We start from the raw sequence: 14,322 nt of genomic DNA on the forward strand, positions 1-14,322 counted from the left end.
GCCTTCCATCGGGCAAAGTGCCACGTCTACACTTCGGCATAGTCCCCTCCTGGAATGAGGCCCTTCATGCCGCGTCTGCAGGCAGTTCTACTGTGGTGCCTCGCATTCTGGGCGGGACAGGCATTCGCCCTGAGCCTCACGCCCGAGGAGCAGCAGTGGCTGCAGGCACATCCCAGCCTGCGCCTGGGCGTCGACACCTCCTGGCCACCCTTTGAATTCCGCGACACGGAGGGCCGCTACCAGGGGCTCGCTGCCAGCTATGTGCAGCTCATCAGCCAACAACTCAAGGTGAAGTTGCAGCCGGTCGAACCGGCCAGTTGGAGCGAAGTCCTGCAACAGGCACGCGACAACCGCATCGACCTGCTGCCCGGCGTCATGGCTACTCCCAAGCGCCTCGACTACCTGACCTTCACCCGCCCCTACCTCGACTTTCCGATCATCATCCTTGCCCGCAAGGACGGCCCGGCTCCCAGCGGCCTCAAAGAACTCTACGGGCTCAAGGTTGGCGTCGTGGCCAACTACGCAGCTCACGAGCTGTTGACCGCTAAGCACCCCGACCTGAACCTGCAACCCCTGCCGAGCGTCGCCGCCGGCCTGCAAGCCCTGGCCACCGGGCAGGTAGATGCATTCGTCGGCGATCTCGCCTCCGCCGTCTGGAACCTGCGCCAGCTCAAGCTCGACGGCCTGCAGATCAGCGGCGAAACGCCCTATCGCTTCCAACTGGCAATGGGCGTGCCGAAGGACCAGGCGATCTTCGCCGGCATCATCGACAAGGTACTGGCCGACCTGACCGTCGAGCAGATCGATGCCCTCCAGGCGCCCTGGGTCGGCGGCCTGCTGGACCGGCGCTCGGTGTGGCGCGAGGTCCTCGAAATCGCCGTCCCCATTGCCCTCCTGACAGCCATCACCCTGCTGGTGCTATTCACCATGAACCGCCGCCTGCGCGGCGAAATGCAGCGTCGCGAGAAGCTTGAACAGGCACTGCGCGACAGCGAACAGCACTACCGCGGCCTGGTGGAAAGCCTCACCGCCATCGCCTGGGAAATGCGCCTGGCGGAAAACCGCTTCACCTACGTCTCTCCCCACGCCCAGCGACTCCTCGGCTACCCGATCAAGGACTGGCTGGAGCCCGGCTTCTGGCAGCGCACCCTACACGCGGAAGACGCCGAACGCGCCATCCACTTCTGCCTGAGCGAAAGCCAGGCCGGGCGCAACCACAGCTTCGACTACCGCATGCTCGCCGCCGATGGGCGGATCGTCTGGATTCGCGACATCGTCACGCTGATCCACCACGGCGACGACCTGATCCTGCGCGGCCTGATGATCGACATCACCGACGCCATGCACACCGAGCAGGCCCTGCGCCTGTCCGAGCAGAAGTTCGCCTCGGTGTTCCACCACTGCCCGGACATCATCGTCCTGGCGCGCCGCGTCGACGGGCAACTGCTAGCGGTGAACAGCACCTTCGAGCAGCAGATCGGCATCCCCGCCAGCGAGGCGCTGGGCAAGACCTCCACCGAGCTGGGCATCTGGGGCGAACCGGGCATGGGCCCGGCGATGCTCGCGCGCCTGCAGGGCGAGCCGCTGAACAACGTCGAGATTCCGCTCAACCGCCGCGACGGCACACGCTTCACCGCCCTGCTCTCGGCCCAGCACATCATCCTCGACGACACTCCGGCGCTGGTCGTGGTGGTGAGAAACATCTCCCAGGTCAAGGAAACCCAGGAACAACTGCGCGTTTCCGAGGAGAAGTTCGCCAAGGCCTTCCACGCCTCCCCCGACGGCATGCTCATCTCGCGCATCAGCGACGGCCGCCTGGTGGAAGTGAACCAAGGCTTCTCCCGCATCACTGGCTACAGCCGCGAGGAAGCCGCCGAGCGCTCAACGCTGGACCTGCGCCTGTGGGCCAACCCGGCCGACCGCAGCAAGCTGCTGGGCATCCTCGACAACACTTCAAGCGCCCCGGACTTCACAGCGCAGATTCGCACCCGCGACGGCAGCCTGCGCCTGTGCGAGCTGTCCGCCCACCGCATCACCATCGGCAACGACGACTGCATGCTGACCATCGCTCGGGACATCACCGAGCAGCAGCAGATGCAGGAGAAGCTCCGCCTCGCCGCCACCGTGTTCGAAAGCACCGCTGAAGGCGTGATGATCACCGACGCGCGCCAGCAGATAGTCGCGGTCAACCGCGCTTTCAGCGAGATCACCGGTTACAGCGAACAGGAGGCCCTAGGCAACTCTCCACGCCTGCTCGCCTCCGGCCAGCACGACACCAGCTTTTATGTCGCCCTCTGGCACCAGATCAACGCCGAAGGCCACTGGCAGGGCGAAATCTGGAACCGCCGGAAGAACCAGGAACTGTATCCGGAGTGGCTGACCGTCAGCGCCGTGCGCAACGCCGACGGCGAACTGACCCACTACGTCGGCGTGTTCGCCGACATCTCCACCCTCAAGTACGCCCAGGCGCGGCTGGACTACCAGGCCCACCACGACCCGCTCACCGGCCTGCCCAACCGCCTGCTGTTCGAAAGCCGCCTGAACGCCTCGCTCAAGGAAGCCCAGGAAGACGACCACCAGGGCGCTGTCATGTTCCTCGACCTCGACCGCTTCAAGCACATCAATGACAGCCTCGGCCACCCGGTGGGCGACCTGCTGCTGAAATCCATCGCCACGCGACTGCGCGAGCAATTACGCGACGTCGACACCGTAGCCCGTCAGGGCGGCGACGAATTCATCATCCTGCTGCCCGGCCTGCATCACGCGGTGGATGCCGAACACGTCGCCAACAAGCTGCTGCTTTGCTTCGACAAGCCGTTCATCGCCGGCGAACAGGAGTTCTTCGTCAGTGCCAGCATCGGCATCTGCCTCTACCCCAGCGACGGCGGCGACGTCGCCACCCTGGTGAAGAACGCCGACGCCGCCATGTACCGGGCCAAGGCCCAGGGCCGCAACCGCGTCGAGTTCTACACCCGCGAGCTGACCTTCCAGGCCACCGAACGCATGGCCCTGGAACACGAACTGCGCCGCGCCCTGGAGAGCGACCAGTTGCAACTCTACTACCAGCCCAAGCTGTCCCTCTCCAGCGGCCAACTTGTAGGAGCAGAGGCGCTGATCCGCTGGAAACATCCGCAATTCGGCGCGATTTCCCCGGATCGCTTCATCCCCCTGGCCGAGGAAAATGGCCTGATCCTACCGCTGGGCGACTGGGTGCTGCGCGAAGCCTGCCGGCAGATGAGCCGCTGGCAGGACAGCCATGCCGCCTTCGGCCCGCTGTCGGTCAACCTCGCCGGCGCGCAACTGCGCCAGACCAACCTGGTCGAACGCATCCGCGAGCTGCTCGCCCACTACAACCTGCAGTCCTCGCGCCTGCAGCTGGAAATCACCGAGAGCTTCCTCATGCACCAAACCGAGGAAGCCCTGGCGATCCTGCACAGCCTCAAGCACCTCGGCGTGCAACTGGCCATCGACGACTTCGGTACCGGCTACTCCTCCCTCAGCTACCTGAAGCAGCTACCGCTGGACACCCTGAAGATCGACCAGTCCTTCGTCCACGGCCTACCGGACGACCCCCATGACGCCGCCATCGCCCGCGCCATCATCGCCCTGGGTCGCAGCATGAATCTCACGGTAATCGCCGAAGGCGTGGAGCGCGAAGCCCAGGAACGATTCCTCGAAGCCGAAGGGTGCGACCAGATCCAGGGTTACGCCCTAAGCGCCCCGCTGCCGGCCGACGCCTTTGCCAACAGGTTCCTGGTCCCGCTGCATCCGGTTGGCGCAAGCCAGAACGCCCCGGTATAATCCGCCCGCCTTCTGGGGGCCTATAGCTCAGTTGGTTAGAGCAGAGGACTCATAATCCTTTGGTCCACGGTTCAAGTCCGTGTGGGCCCACCACCCTTTCAGCAAAAAGCCGCGCCTCAGCGCGGCTTTTTTCGTTTCTGCGGGTCAATTTCCCCCACGGCCGAGTGAGAGCCACTTCACACTCGCCCACACGCCCCTGGCGGGAGCCGTCTTGCCCTATGACAAGGGTCAATATCAGATAGCCATTAGCCATTAAATTGGCATCTTCCTGATATGAGTGAGCCCCCATGACTCTTCACCGATATCCGGTCCAACTGCTGGTCACGTCCCAGGACCCGGCGTTGGCGCGCCAGGTTCGTGCATTGCTGGCGGCCTACGAGCTGCCCTGCGCAGTGATGGAAGGGCCGCGCAATTGCGAGCAGGCGCCGTTGTGCCGTTGGTTCAAGGACGCGCCCTTGAGCGATTCGGCACGAATGCTCGCGCTGCTGGCCGATGCCATCGGTGTGCTGGAGCGCACCCGTCATGCCTTCCGCTCCCGCGAGCTGGGCGAGTTGCGCCAGCGCTTGAGCGGGGCGCTGCAGGAGTTGTCGGGGCCGCGCCCTCTGGTGTAAAAGACAAACCACCCGCGTTCCGCCGTTGCGGAAGCTGGCTTTGCCGGGCAGGACTTGTGGGCCTGCAAGACAAAGCGCCGAGTTGGTCGCCGTCGATTTCGACTGGACGACGAGCCGGCGCTTTTTTCATGCCCGACAAAAACAGCAGACCCGCAAGGAGCCGAACATGGGCCTGGGACCGAAGCTCGAGAGCGTGCTCGAGCGCATCGGCCTGTCGACGATGGAAGTCGATCAGCGCCTGAGTTACCTGGAGTGGCGCGAGGAGGATGGCAGCCATCTCCACGGCCGCGCCGCCGAACTGGAGGGCTGCCACCAGCGCTTCATCGAGCAGCTCTACGACCACCTGCGCAACTACCCGCCGCTGGGGGCGATACTCGCCGAGCCGGCAACGCTGGCGCGGCTTAAATGCAGCCAGTTCGAATACTACCGCCAGCTCTGGGACGCCCCGCAGGATGCCGACTACGTGCGCGACCGCCTGCGCATCGGGCTGGTGCACCAGCAGGTCGGCGTCGAGCTGAAGTGGTACCTGGGCGCGTATCGCCTGTACCTGGACCAGATGCTCGCCGACCTGATGGGCGATGCCCCGGAAGCCCAGACCTACGCCAGCCTGCTCAAGCGCGTGTTCTTCGACATGTCGCTGGCCATCGACACCTACGGCGCGGCCCAGCGCCAGGCGCTGGAGGACAGCGAAGCGCGCTATGCCCGCGCCCTGCGCGGTGCCAACGACGGCATCTGGGACTGGGACCTGGGCAATGACCGTCTCTACGTCTCCGAGCGCTGGGCGCGCATGCTCGGGCTGACCCGCGACAACCTCGGCGAAGGCAGCACCAGTTGGTTCGCTCGCGTGCACCCGGACGACCTGCCCGGCCTGCGCAAGGCCATCGACGCTCACCTGCGCGGCAGCAGCGCGCTGCTCAGTCACGAGTACCGTATCCGCCAACGCGACGGCAATTACCTCTGGGTGCTGGCGCGCGGCGTGGTCACCGATGGGCGCATGGCCGGCTCGCAGACCGACATCAGCCAGCACAAGGCCAGCGAACACCAGCTCAGCCACGCAGCGCGGCACGACCCGCTCACCGGCCTGGGCAACCGCCTGCGTCTGGACGAGCTTCTGCAGCAGGCCCTGATGCGCCAGCGCCGCCCCGGCGCGCGCGAATCTGGCCTGCTGTTCATCGACCTGGACCGCTTCAAGCTGATCAACGACAGCCTCGGCCACGCGGTGGGCGACCGCGTGCTGGTGGAAGTGTCCCAGCGCCTGCTGCGCTGCCTGCGGCCAGGCGATCACCTGGCGCGTTTTGGCGGCGACGAGTTCGTCGTGCTGCTGGACGATCTGGCCAGCCTGGTCGACGCCGAGCAGGTCGCGCAGCGGATGCTCGATTGCCTGCGCCAGCCGCTGCACGTGGACGGCCGCACACTGGTGGTCAGCGCCAGCATCGGTATCACCGGGCTGATGACCGACGGCCAAGCCATCGACACCCTGCAGGCCGCGGACCTGGCGCTGTACCGCGCCAAGGAGGCCGGCAAGGCGCAGTACGCGCGCTTCAGCCTGGAGCTGCAGGCCGAGGCGCAGCGTCGGCTGGACCTGGAAAGCGCGCTGGCCCAGGCGCTGCGCCGCGAGGAATTCAGCCTGCATTACCAGCCCATCGTCCGCTTGGACCGCGACTCGCCGCACTGGGAAGCGGTGGAGGTGCTGCTGCGCTGGAAGCACGATGGCCAGTCGATCTCGCCACTGGACTTCATCCCGGCGCTGGAGGAGTCCGGCGAGATCGTCCCGGTCGGCGACTGGGTGCTGCGCCAGGCCTGCCGGCAGACGGCGCTGTGGCAGAGCCAGGGGCATCGCAACCTGTACTGCTCGGTCAACCTGTCCAGCCGGCAACTGCAGCAGCCGGGCTTCGCCGCGCGGGTGCAGCAGATTCTCACGGAGAGCGGCCTGTCGCCGCGCAGCCTGGTGCTGGAGATCACCGAGAGCCTGCTGATGCAGGACGGCGCGGAAACCCTCGCCTGCCTGCGCGAACTGGCTGCCGAAGGCGTGCGTCTGGCGTTGGATGACTTCGGCACCGGCTATTCCTCGCTGGGCTATCTCAAGCGCTATCCGCTGCACATCCTCAAGGTCGACCGCAGCTTCATCACCCGCGTGCCGGACGACCCGGAGCTCAGCGCCATCTGCCGGGCAATCATCGGCCTGGGCCACAGCCTCGGCCTGGAAGTGGTGGCCGAGGGTGTCGAGCGCCAGGAGCACCTCGACTTCCTGCGCCAGGAGGGTTGCCGCCACGCCCAGGGCTTCCTGTTCAGCAAGCCACTGGCGCCGGAACAACTGTTCCAGACACGCCTGGAGCACCAGCGATGAAGCTCAACATGCCGGTCACCGGCCACCAGGTGGACGTGCCGCTCAACGCGAACATCCTTTCCACCACCGATCTGAAGGGCGCGGTCAGTCATGTGAACCCGGATTTCCTCCGGATCAGCGGCTTCGAGGCCGAGGAACTGGTGGGCTTCAACCACAACCGCGTGCGCCATCCGGACATGCCGCCCGCCGCCTTCGCCCACCTCTGGCAGACCTTGCAGGCTGGGCGCAGCTGGATGGGGCTGGTGAAGAACCGCTGCAAGAACGGCGACCACTATTGGGTCAGCGCTTTCGTCACGCCGATCCGTCATGGGGGAAAGGTCGTCGAGTATCAGTCGGTGCGCACACGCCCGGGTGCCGAGCAGGTCGTCGCGGCAGAGCGCCTTTATGCGCGCATGCGCCAGGGCGGGACATTGCGTCGACCACGCCTACCTCTACTGCCGCAACTGCTGGTCGGGCTGGGGCTGGCGCAGGCCAGCGCAGCCACTCTGGCTCTGCTGCTGCCCAAGCTGACCGCCCTGGCGTTCCTGCTGGCGCTGGGTGCTTCCGGCGCCTGGCTGGTACTGCGCCTGCAACCGCTTGGCGTGCTGCTCGGGCGCGCGCGCAAGATTGCCGACAACCCGCTGAGCCAGCAGCTCTACTCGGGCCGCGCGGACGAATTCGGCGAGCTGGATTTCGCCTTCCGCATGCTGGAGGCGGAGACCGCCGCCGTGGTCGGACGCATGGCCGACGCGTCCCGGCAACTGGCCGAGCACTCCGCCGCGCTCGCCGACGCCATGGCTGGCGGCAGCTCGGCTTCGCAGTTGCAGCAGCGCGAGACCGAGCAGGTCGCCAGCGCCATGCAGCAACTGGCGCAGAGCGTCCAGGAAGTCGCTCGCCACGCGCAGCACAGCGCCGTGGCGGCGCAGTGCAGCGAGCGCATCACCCAGTCCGGGCATCAGGACGTGCACGGCACACGCGGGCAACTCGCCGCGCTGGAAGCCGGCGTGCGCGCAGCCAGCACCGCGGTGGAACAACAGAAGGAGCACAGCGAGGCGATCTCGCGGATGCTCGAGGTGATCCGCGACGTCGCCGGGCAGACCAACCTGCTGGCGCTGAACGCCGCCATCGAGGCTGCGCGCGCCGGGGAAAGCGGACGCGGTTTTGCGGTGGTCGCCGACGAAGTTCGCGCGCTGGCCTCGCGCACGGAGCATTCCGCGCGGGACATCCAGTCGCTGGTAGGCAACCTTCAGCAGGGCGCCGAGGAGTCGGTACGGGCGCTATGGCATTGCTGCGATCAGGCGGTGGCGAGCCTGGCCCAGGCCGGCCAGGCGGCGGGCACGCTAGAGCGCATCAGCGAGCAGGTCTCGGCGATCCAGCGGATGAGCCTGGAAATCGCCGAAGCCATCGAGGAACAGGGCGCCGCCAGCGAGGACGTGCAGCGCAGCCTGCACGCCATCCGCGGCTCGGCCGACAGCAACGCAGCGCAGGTCGGGACCTGCCAGCGCAGCGCCGCGCGGATGGCGGAACTGGCGGCGGAGCTGAGGATGCTGGCGGAGCATTTCTGGGAGGGCAGCCGGGCGGGTTAGCGCTTGGCGATGATGTACACGGCGTGGACGATGCCGGGGATGTAGCCGAGCAGCGTCAGCAGGATGTTGAGCCAGAACGCTCCGCCGAAACCGACCTGGAGGAACACGCCCAGCGGCGGCAGAAGGATGGCGATGAGGATACGGATGAGGTCCATGCGGTGGCTCCTTGTGAGATTGCCTCTTGCATGGAATGGACCGCCGGGCAGCGGAGCGGGTTCAGAGAATCTGGCTGGCTACGACGCTTACCTGCAGGAGCGTCCCATGGACGCGATTGCGGGCACCGGCCGCCCCTGCAGGTGCAGTGCGCGCAGGAGCCACCCTCTCCCCAGCCCTGGCTGCGCGCCCCGCTCCGAAGGGATAGGGGGCCGTTTGGAGTTGCCGGTTCACGCGGAGTTTCGCCTGATGCCGCTTTAGTCCCCTCTCCCGCCTGCGGGAGAGGGTTAGGGAGAGGGGCTTTTGATTTTGAAGGAGTGGAGCATGCCCGCAATCGCGAGCAAGCTCGCTACAAAGAGCATTACGCGTCAGAGGAACCAGCGGTACTCCCGCGCGCTGACTTCGTTCATGAAATCCAGGTGGTCGTGGCGTTTGTTCTCGCAGTAGACGAAGACGAACTCGCTGCCCAGGCCTTCCTTGACCACCGGGTGGTCTTCCATTTCGGCGACGGCGCCGAGCATGTCGCGAGGGAAGTCGATGCCGCTGGCGCGGTCTTCGTTCAGCGGCGGGATCGGTTCCCGGCGCGTTTCCAGGCCGTGCTCCATGCCGGTGAGGATCGCCGCGAGCACCAGGTACGGGTTGGCGTCGGCGCCGGCCAGGCGGTGCTCAATGCGCAGGTTCTTGCCGTCAGACTCCGGAATGCGGATGCACGCATCGCGGTCCTCGAAGCCCCAGCTGGCCTTGCTCGCGGCGTTCACGCGGGAGCCGTAGCGGCGGTAGGCGTTGTGGTTGGCGGCGAAGATCGGCATGCAGTGCGGCAGCAGTTCCAGGCAGCCGGCCACGGCGTGGCGCAGAGCCTGCTGGTTGTCGCGGTCGAGCAGGTTGTTGCCGTCACGGTCGTACAGGCTGACGTGTACGTGCATGCCGCTGCCCGGCGCATGCAGGTAAGGCTTGCTCATGAAGCTGGCGCGGTAGCCGTGCTTGAGCGCCACGCCACGGGTCGCGCGGGTGAACAGCGCAGCCTGGTCGGCGGCGTGCAGGCCATCGTCGCAGTGGGCGAAGTTGATCTCGAACTGCCCCGGACCGATCTCGGCGGTGATGACGTTGGCGTCCACGCCCTGTTCGCGGGAGGCTTCGACGATTTCATGGAGCACATCCGAGAAGCGCGACAGGCGCTCGATGTGCATGTTTGGCTGGTCGTCCTCGTCGTCGCTCAGCGGGTCGCGCGGGTACTGCGGCAGGCCGGCATCGAGCTTCTTGTCGAACAGGTAGAACTCCAGCTCGAAGGCCACCACCGGGCGGATGCCCTTGGACTCCAGGCGCTGCATGACGCGGGCGAGCACTTCGCGCGGTTCGAACTCGATGGGCGCCGCGGTGCCGTCGGAGCTGATCAGCATCTGCCCCAGCGGCTGGTTCTCCCAGCGCACCGGCTTGAGCGAGCCGGGGATCAGGCGGCGCGGCGCATCCGGGTCGCCGTCGTTGAAGCAATAGTCGCCGATGGGGTGCAGGCCGCCCTGTACGCCCAGCAGCACGCAGTTCTGCGGCAGTTTCAGCGGGCTGCCGGCGGCGACTTTTTCCAGCATGTCCACGGGGTAGCGCTTGCCGTAGAAGTGGCCGGGAATGTCCAGGCAGATCAGGTCGACGTAGCGGATGTCCGGGTATTGCTGGCGGAAGGCGCGGACTTCGCTGAGCAGGTCGGGATGCATCGGGCGGTTCATTGAGGTGCCTTTTTGTTCTCGGGCGCTGGGAGAAATTTCGAGGCGGGACCGTCGCGAGCGAAGGCCAGGCAAGGCGGAAGTCGTCTCGGATGCGGAGTTTAGGCCGCTAAATGAGCAATCCGAGCCGACTTCCAACGCCGCATGGGCGAGCGCAGCAGGTACCGGTCGAAATTCACGTGAAGATCCACAGCACCCTGGTCGGTTGGTCGGTGAGGTTGCCGTAGCGGAACTGGCTGTGCGGCGGCAGCTGGAAACTGTCGTTGGGGTAGAGGGTGACGGTGTCGTCCTCGTACCAGATGGTCAGCTCGCCTTCGAGGACGAAGCCGCCCTGCTCCGAGCTGTCGTTCAGGTGGCCTTCGCCGCTGGTGGCGCCGGGGGCGAGGATGCTGTCGAGCAGGGAGAAGCCGCCGGACATGTTCGGCGAGGCGAGGATGTCAGTGACGCCACCGGCGTAGTACAGGGTGCGGCGGTCGTTCGGCCGGGTCACCCAGTCGCGCTCGCGGCGGGTGTCGCCAGCGTAGAAGTAGGTGGTCGGTACGCCTAAGGCTTCGCTGATGGCGGTGAGGTCGGCGACGGTCGGTTGCGACAGGCCGCGCTCGACCTGGGAAAGGAAACCCACCGAGCGGCCGATCTGCTCGGCCAGCTCGCCCAGGGTGAGGTTCTTGTGCTTGCGCAGGTCGCGGATCAGCGTGGCAAGGTGTTCGTTGGCAACCGTCTGGGTCATGGCAGGTTCCGAATTAGACAAAGTCCCGCAATCGATACCAGGCCTTGCCGACGGCTTCCAGTGGCGCAGCGAAGCGCTGGCCGCCGGGGAACCCGGGATTGCGGATGCGTTGATAGAGGTCAAGCTCGTCGCTGCGCCCCTGCATGGCTTCGCTCACGGCGTGGGCGGCGGCCAGGCTGGGCAGTACACCGTGGCCGGAATAGCCCTGCAGCCAGTAGAGATTGCCGCGCCGGCCGATGTCCGGGGTGCGCCGCATGCTGCAGTCGATGTGCCCGCCCCAGGCGAATTCCAGCTCCACGCCCTTGAGCTGCGGGAACACCCGCTCGACATAGGGGCGCGTGGCAGCGCGGATGTCCGAGGGCATGCCGCCCAGGTAGGTGCAGCCGCCGCCGAACAGCAGGCGATGATCGGGGGTCAGGCGGAAGTAGTCGAGGACGAACTGGTTGTCGGTGACGCAGCAGTTCTTCGGCAACAGCGAGCGGGCCAGCTCCTCGCCCAGCGGCGCGGTGGCGACCTGGTAGGTGCCCACCGGCAGGATGCGTTCGGAGACGTCGCGGTCCAGCCCGTCGATGTAGGCGTTGCAGGCCAGCACCAGGGAGGCGCAGCGCACGCTGCCATGCTCTGTGGTGACCTCATAGCCGCTGCCAGTCTCGCGGAAGCTCAGCGCGCGGGTCTGCTCGAAGATGCGGCCACCGGCGCGCTCGATGGCGCCCGCCAGGCCGTAGGCCAGCTTCAGCGGATTGAGGTGCGCGGAGTTCGGATCGTACAGCCCGGCCTGGTAGCGGTCGCTGGCGATCCACTGCGGCAGGTCTTCACGGGGAATGAACTGCAGGCCTTCGTAGCCCCAGCGGCGATTGGCTTCGGCCTGCCAGTCGTAGAGCGAGCCGACCCGGCGTTGCAGCACGGCGGTCCACAGGTGGCCGATGCGGTAGTCGCAATCGAAGCCGTGGCGTTGCGGCAGGTCGCGCAGTTCGTGGGCGGCCCAGAGCATGCCCTGCCACAGGCGCAGCGCACCTTCATGGCCAAGGTCGTCCTCGATGGGGCCCAGGTCGCTGGACCAGCCCGGCAGTGCCTGCCCGCCGTTGCGTCCGGAGGCCGCCCAGGCGATGCGGCTGGCCTCGATCATGCAGACCTGGCGCCCGCCTTCGACCAGTTGCAGCGACGTGTGCAGGCCGCTGAAACCGGCACCGATCACCAGAACTTCGCACTCCAGCGGCTCGTGAAGGGCTTCACGGTGCTGGATCAGCTCGGGGTTGGCGCCGGCGTAGTAGGTGCCGACCGGTTCGGACGAACGCAGGAACATCGCTACCTCGTGAAATTGTTCTGATTATTTTTCATGAAAAATAACAGAACAAATTTCACAAGGCTAGCCCGTCATCACTTTCACGGGGACGGGCAGCATTTTACTGGGTCAGGAAGACAGCACCGCTGCGCCATCCTGCTCTTCACGCTTCTGCCGCACGCTGACTACCACTACCAGCACCACCAGGATGCCGGCGAGGATGGCCGAGGAGCCGATGGTGCCGAAGTCCAGACCGCCCTTCTCGTGGGATTTGGTCAGTACATCGCCCAGGGTCGCGCCGAACGGACGGGTCAGCACGAAGGCCACCCAGAACAGCAGCACCGAGGACAGTTTGGTGAAGTAATGCAGCGCCACCACCACGGCGATCAGGCTGCCGATCAGCAGCGCGCCGCCGGCGAAGCCCAGGCCAGAGTCGTCGGCGAGGAAGTCGCCCAGCGCAGTGCCCAGGGTGTTGGAGAAGAGGATGGCGATCCAGTAGAACATCTCGCCCTTGAAGCTGCGGATGTTGTCCACCGACAGCGAGGTGCCGCTGAAGCGCCAGGCCGCGAAGATCGCCACCAGAATGCTGATGAGGATCGCCGACCCGGTGGCGTAGCCCAGGCCTAGAGTGCGGTCCATGAAATCCGACATGGTAGTGCCGGCGGTGCTGGTGGAGAGAATCACCAGCCAGTACAGCCAGGGCACGTAGCGCTTGCTGGCGAGTTGGCCGAACAGGGTGACGAGGAACAGGCTGATGAGGATCAGCGAGCTGATCGCATAGCCGACGTTGAGGGTCATCGACAGCAGGTCGCCGGCGGTTTCCCCCAGGGTGGTGGCGCAGATCTTCATCACCCAGAAGGCCAGGGTGATCTGAGGCAGTTTATTCACGACGTATCTCCGGAAAATGAGCGGGATCGACGCGCGTCGTCCCGACCGATCACGTCGCTGCACGCCGGAGTTGGCGGTCTCCCCCAAATAGCCCCAGGTGCATGGACGTGGAGACTGAGGTCGGCGCGGTGAAGAAAGGGTCAAGCGGGTATGAAAAATCCATTGGCCAGCTTCCCGGCTGGTGATCCGACGGATGACAGATGGCTGTCAGTTGCTATGGTTCTACGAGGGGGCAATGCGCCCGAGGAACGCTGAATTGCGCGCGATTAGCCGGCGCATGGGGATATGGATGAATCAGATGATCAAACCGCAACCGTACTGCAAGAACTGCCGGCTGGCACCGCCCACCCTGAGTGACGACAAGGTCCAGGAGCTGGAGGCGATCATCAAGCCGGGGCACCTGCTGCACAAGGGGGACTTCGTGTTCCGCCAGGGCGACCCGTTCCATAGCGTGTTCCTGGTGCGCTCCGGTTCGATCAAGACCTTCACCACCAATGAGCAGGGCCTGGAGAAGATCACCGGCTTCTATTTCGCCACCGAGATCTTCGGCTTTTCCGGCATGGGTGAAGGCAGCTACCCGGTGTCGGCACAGGCCTTGGAAAGCACCCTGTGCAGCGAGATTCCGTTCAACCAGCTGGAAGAGCTGTCGCTGCAGATTCCCGGCCTGTCGCACCAGATCATGCTGATGATGAGCCGCAAGATCCGCGAGGATCAGCAGATGAAGCTGCTGCTCTCGCGCTTGAACTCCGATTCGCGCATCGCGGCCTTCCTGCTCAACATTTCCGCGCACTTCCGCGAGCGCGGCTTTTCCGCCACGCGCTTCCGCCTGAGCATGTCGCGCAACGAAATCGGCGATTACCTGGGGCTGGCGGTGGAGACGGTCTCGCGCAGCTTCACTCGCCTGCAGAAGCACGGCCTGATCCGGGTGGATGGTCGGGAGACGGAGATCGTCGACTTCACCGAGTTGTGCGCGCTGGCCGGGGGTGAGGTCGAGCTTTGAGCAACCCCCGCTCCAAGCTTCCCCTGTAGGAGCGGGCCATGCCCGCGAACCGGCCGACAGGCCGGGTTTTCCTCCACGCCGGACTGATGGGCCTGGTACCCGGCTGGTCGCGGGCATGGCCCGCTTGTGTCTGCAAAGCTCGATAAGCTCGAAGGTGAGAGCGACGGGAGGCAAGCTGCAGGTCCGCGGTGTTGGTCGCACGAGTAGGAGCCCAAGCTGCCTCCCGCCGTCCT

Annotated in this window: 10 protein-coding genes and 1 tRNA gene; 6 read left to right on the top strand and 5 right to left on the bottom strand. The window is 65.9% G+C overall.

The annotated features are described in order from the left end of the window. Positions 1-66 precede the first annotated feature (66 nt). The 5 genes from IB274_RS27175 (at position 67) to IB274_RS27195 (ending at position 8,324) form a co-directional block, all read left to right on the top strand. Entirely contained in the window at positions 67-3,801 is a 3,735-nt protein-coding gene (locus IB274_RS27175; RefSeq protein WP_192435883.1) for a bifunctional diguanylate cyclase/phosphodiesterase, read from the top strand. Between the two features lie 16 nt (positions 3,802-3,817). After that, positions 3,818-3,894: transfer RNA gene (locus tag IB274_RS27180), tRNA-Ile, on the top strand. A 194-nt stretch (positions 3,895-4,088) separates the two neighbouring features. Continuing rightward, positions 4,089-4,412 (top strand): hypothetical protein, encoded by a 324-nt coding sequence (locus IB274_RS27185; RefSeq protein WP_024763617.1) that lies wholly within the window; start codon positions 4,089-4,091, stop codon positions 4,410-4,412. Between the two features lie 166 nt (positions 4,413-4,578). Beyond that, positions 4,579-6,759 (top strand): putative bifunctional diguanylate cyclase/phosphodiesterase, encoded by a 2,181-nt coding sequence (locus IB274_RS27190; protein WP_192435884.1) that lies wholly within the window; start codon positions 4,579-4,581, stop codon positions 6,757-6,759. Continuing rightward, entirely contained in the window at positions 6,756-8,324 is a 1,569-nt protein-coding gene (locus tag IB274_RS27195) for a PAS domain-containing methyl-accepting chemotaxis protein (protein ID WP_192435885.1), read from the top strand. Before IB274_RS27190 ends, IB274_RS27195 begins: the two co-directional genes overlap by 4 nt. On the opposite strand, the gene IB274_RS27200 is transcribed toward IB274_RS27195, so the two are convergent. From IB274_RS27200 to IB274_RS27220, 5 genes are all read right to left on the bottom strand, one after another. Next, complete coding sequence (locus IB274_RS27200) at positions 8,321-8,479, bottom strand: YqaE/Pmp3 family membrane protein (RefSeq protein ID WP_003084988.1); 159 nt, start codon at positions 8,477-8,479, stop codon at positions 8,321-8,323. The genes IB274_RS27195 and IB274_RS27200 overlap by 4 nt on opposite strands. 366 nt (positions 8,480-8,845) lie before the next feature. Further along, positions 8,846-10,195, bottom strand: coding sequence for a glutamine synthetase family protein (locus IB274_RS27205; RefSeq protein WP_192435886.1), 1,350 nt, complete (start codon positions 10,193-10,195; stop codon positions 8,846-8,848). A gap of 172 nt (positions 10,196-10,367) precedes the next feature. Next, the gene (locus IB274_RS27210; RefSeq protein ID WP_192435887.1) at positions 10,368-10,919 is read right to left on the bottom strand and encodes a helix-turn-helix domain-containing protein; all 552 of its coding nucleotides are present in this window, start codon (positions 10,917-10,919) and stop codon (positions 10,368-10,370) included. A gap of 13 nt (positions 10,920-10,932) precedes the next feature. Further along, entirely contained in the window at positions 10,933-12,222 is a 1,290-nt protein-coding gene (locus tag IB274_RS27215) for an NAD(P)/FAD-dependent oxidoreductase (RefSeq protein WP_192435888.1), read from the bottom strand. Between the two features lie 108 nt (positions 12,223-12,330). Then, entirely contained in the window at positions 12,331-13,089 is a 759-nt protein-coding gene (locus IB274_RS27220; protein WP_192435889.1) for a hypothetical protein, read from the bottom strand. 298 nt (positions 13,090-13,387) lie between these two features. Between IB274_RS27220 and fnr the strand changes: the two genes are divergently transcribed. Beyond that, entirely contained in the window at positions 13,388-14,089 is a 702-nt protein-coding gene (fnr, locus tag IB274_RS27225) for a fumarate/nitrate reduction transcriptional regulator Fnr (protein ID WP_412548454.1), read from the top strand. Positions 14,090-14,322 lie beyond the last annotated feature (233 nt).

This window comes from Pseudomonas sp. PDM18, assembly GCF_014852585.1.
In the GTDB taxonomy this organism is placed as follows: domain Bacteria; phylum Pseudomonadota; class Gammaproteobacteria; order Pseudomonadales; family Pseudomonadaceae; genus Pseudomonas.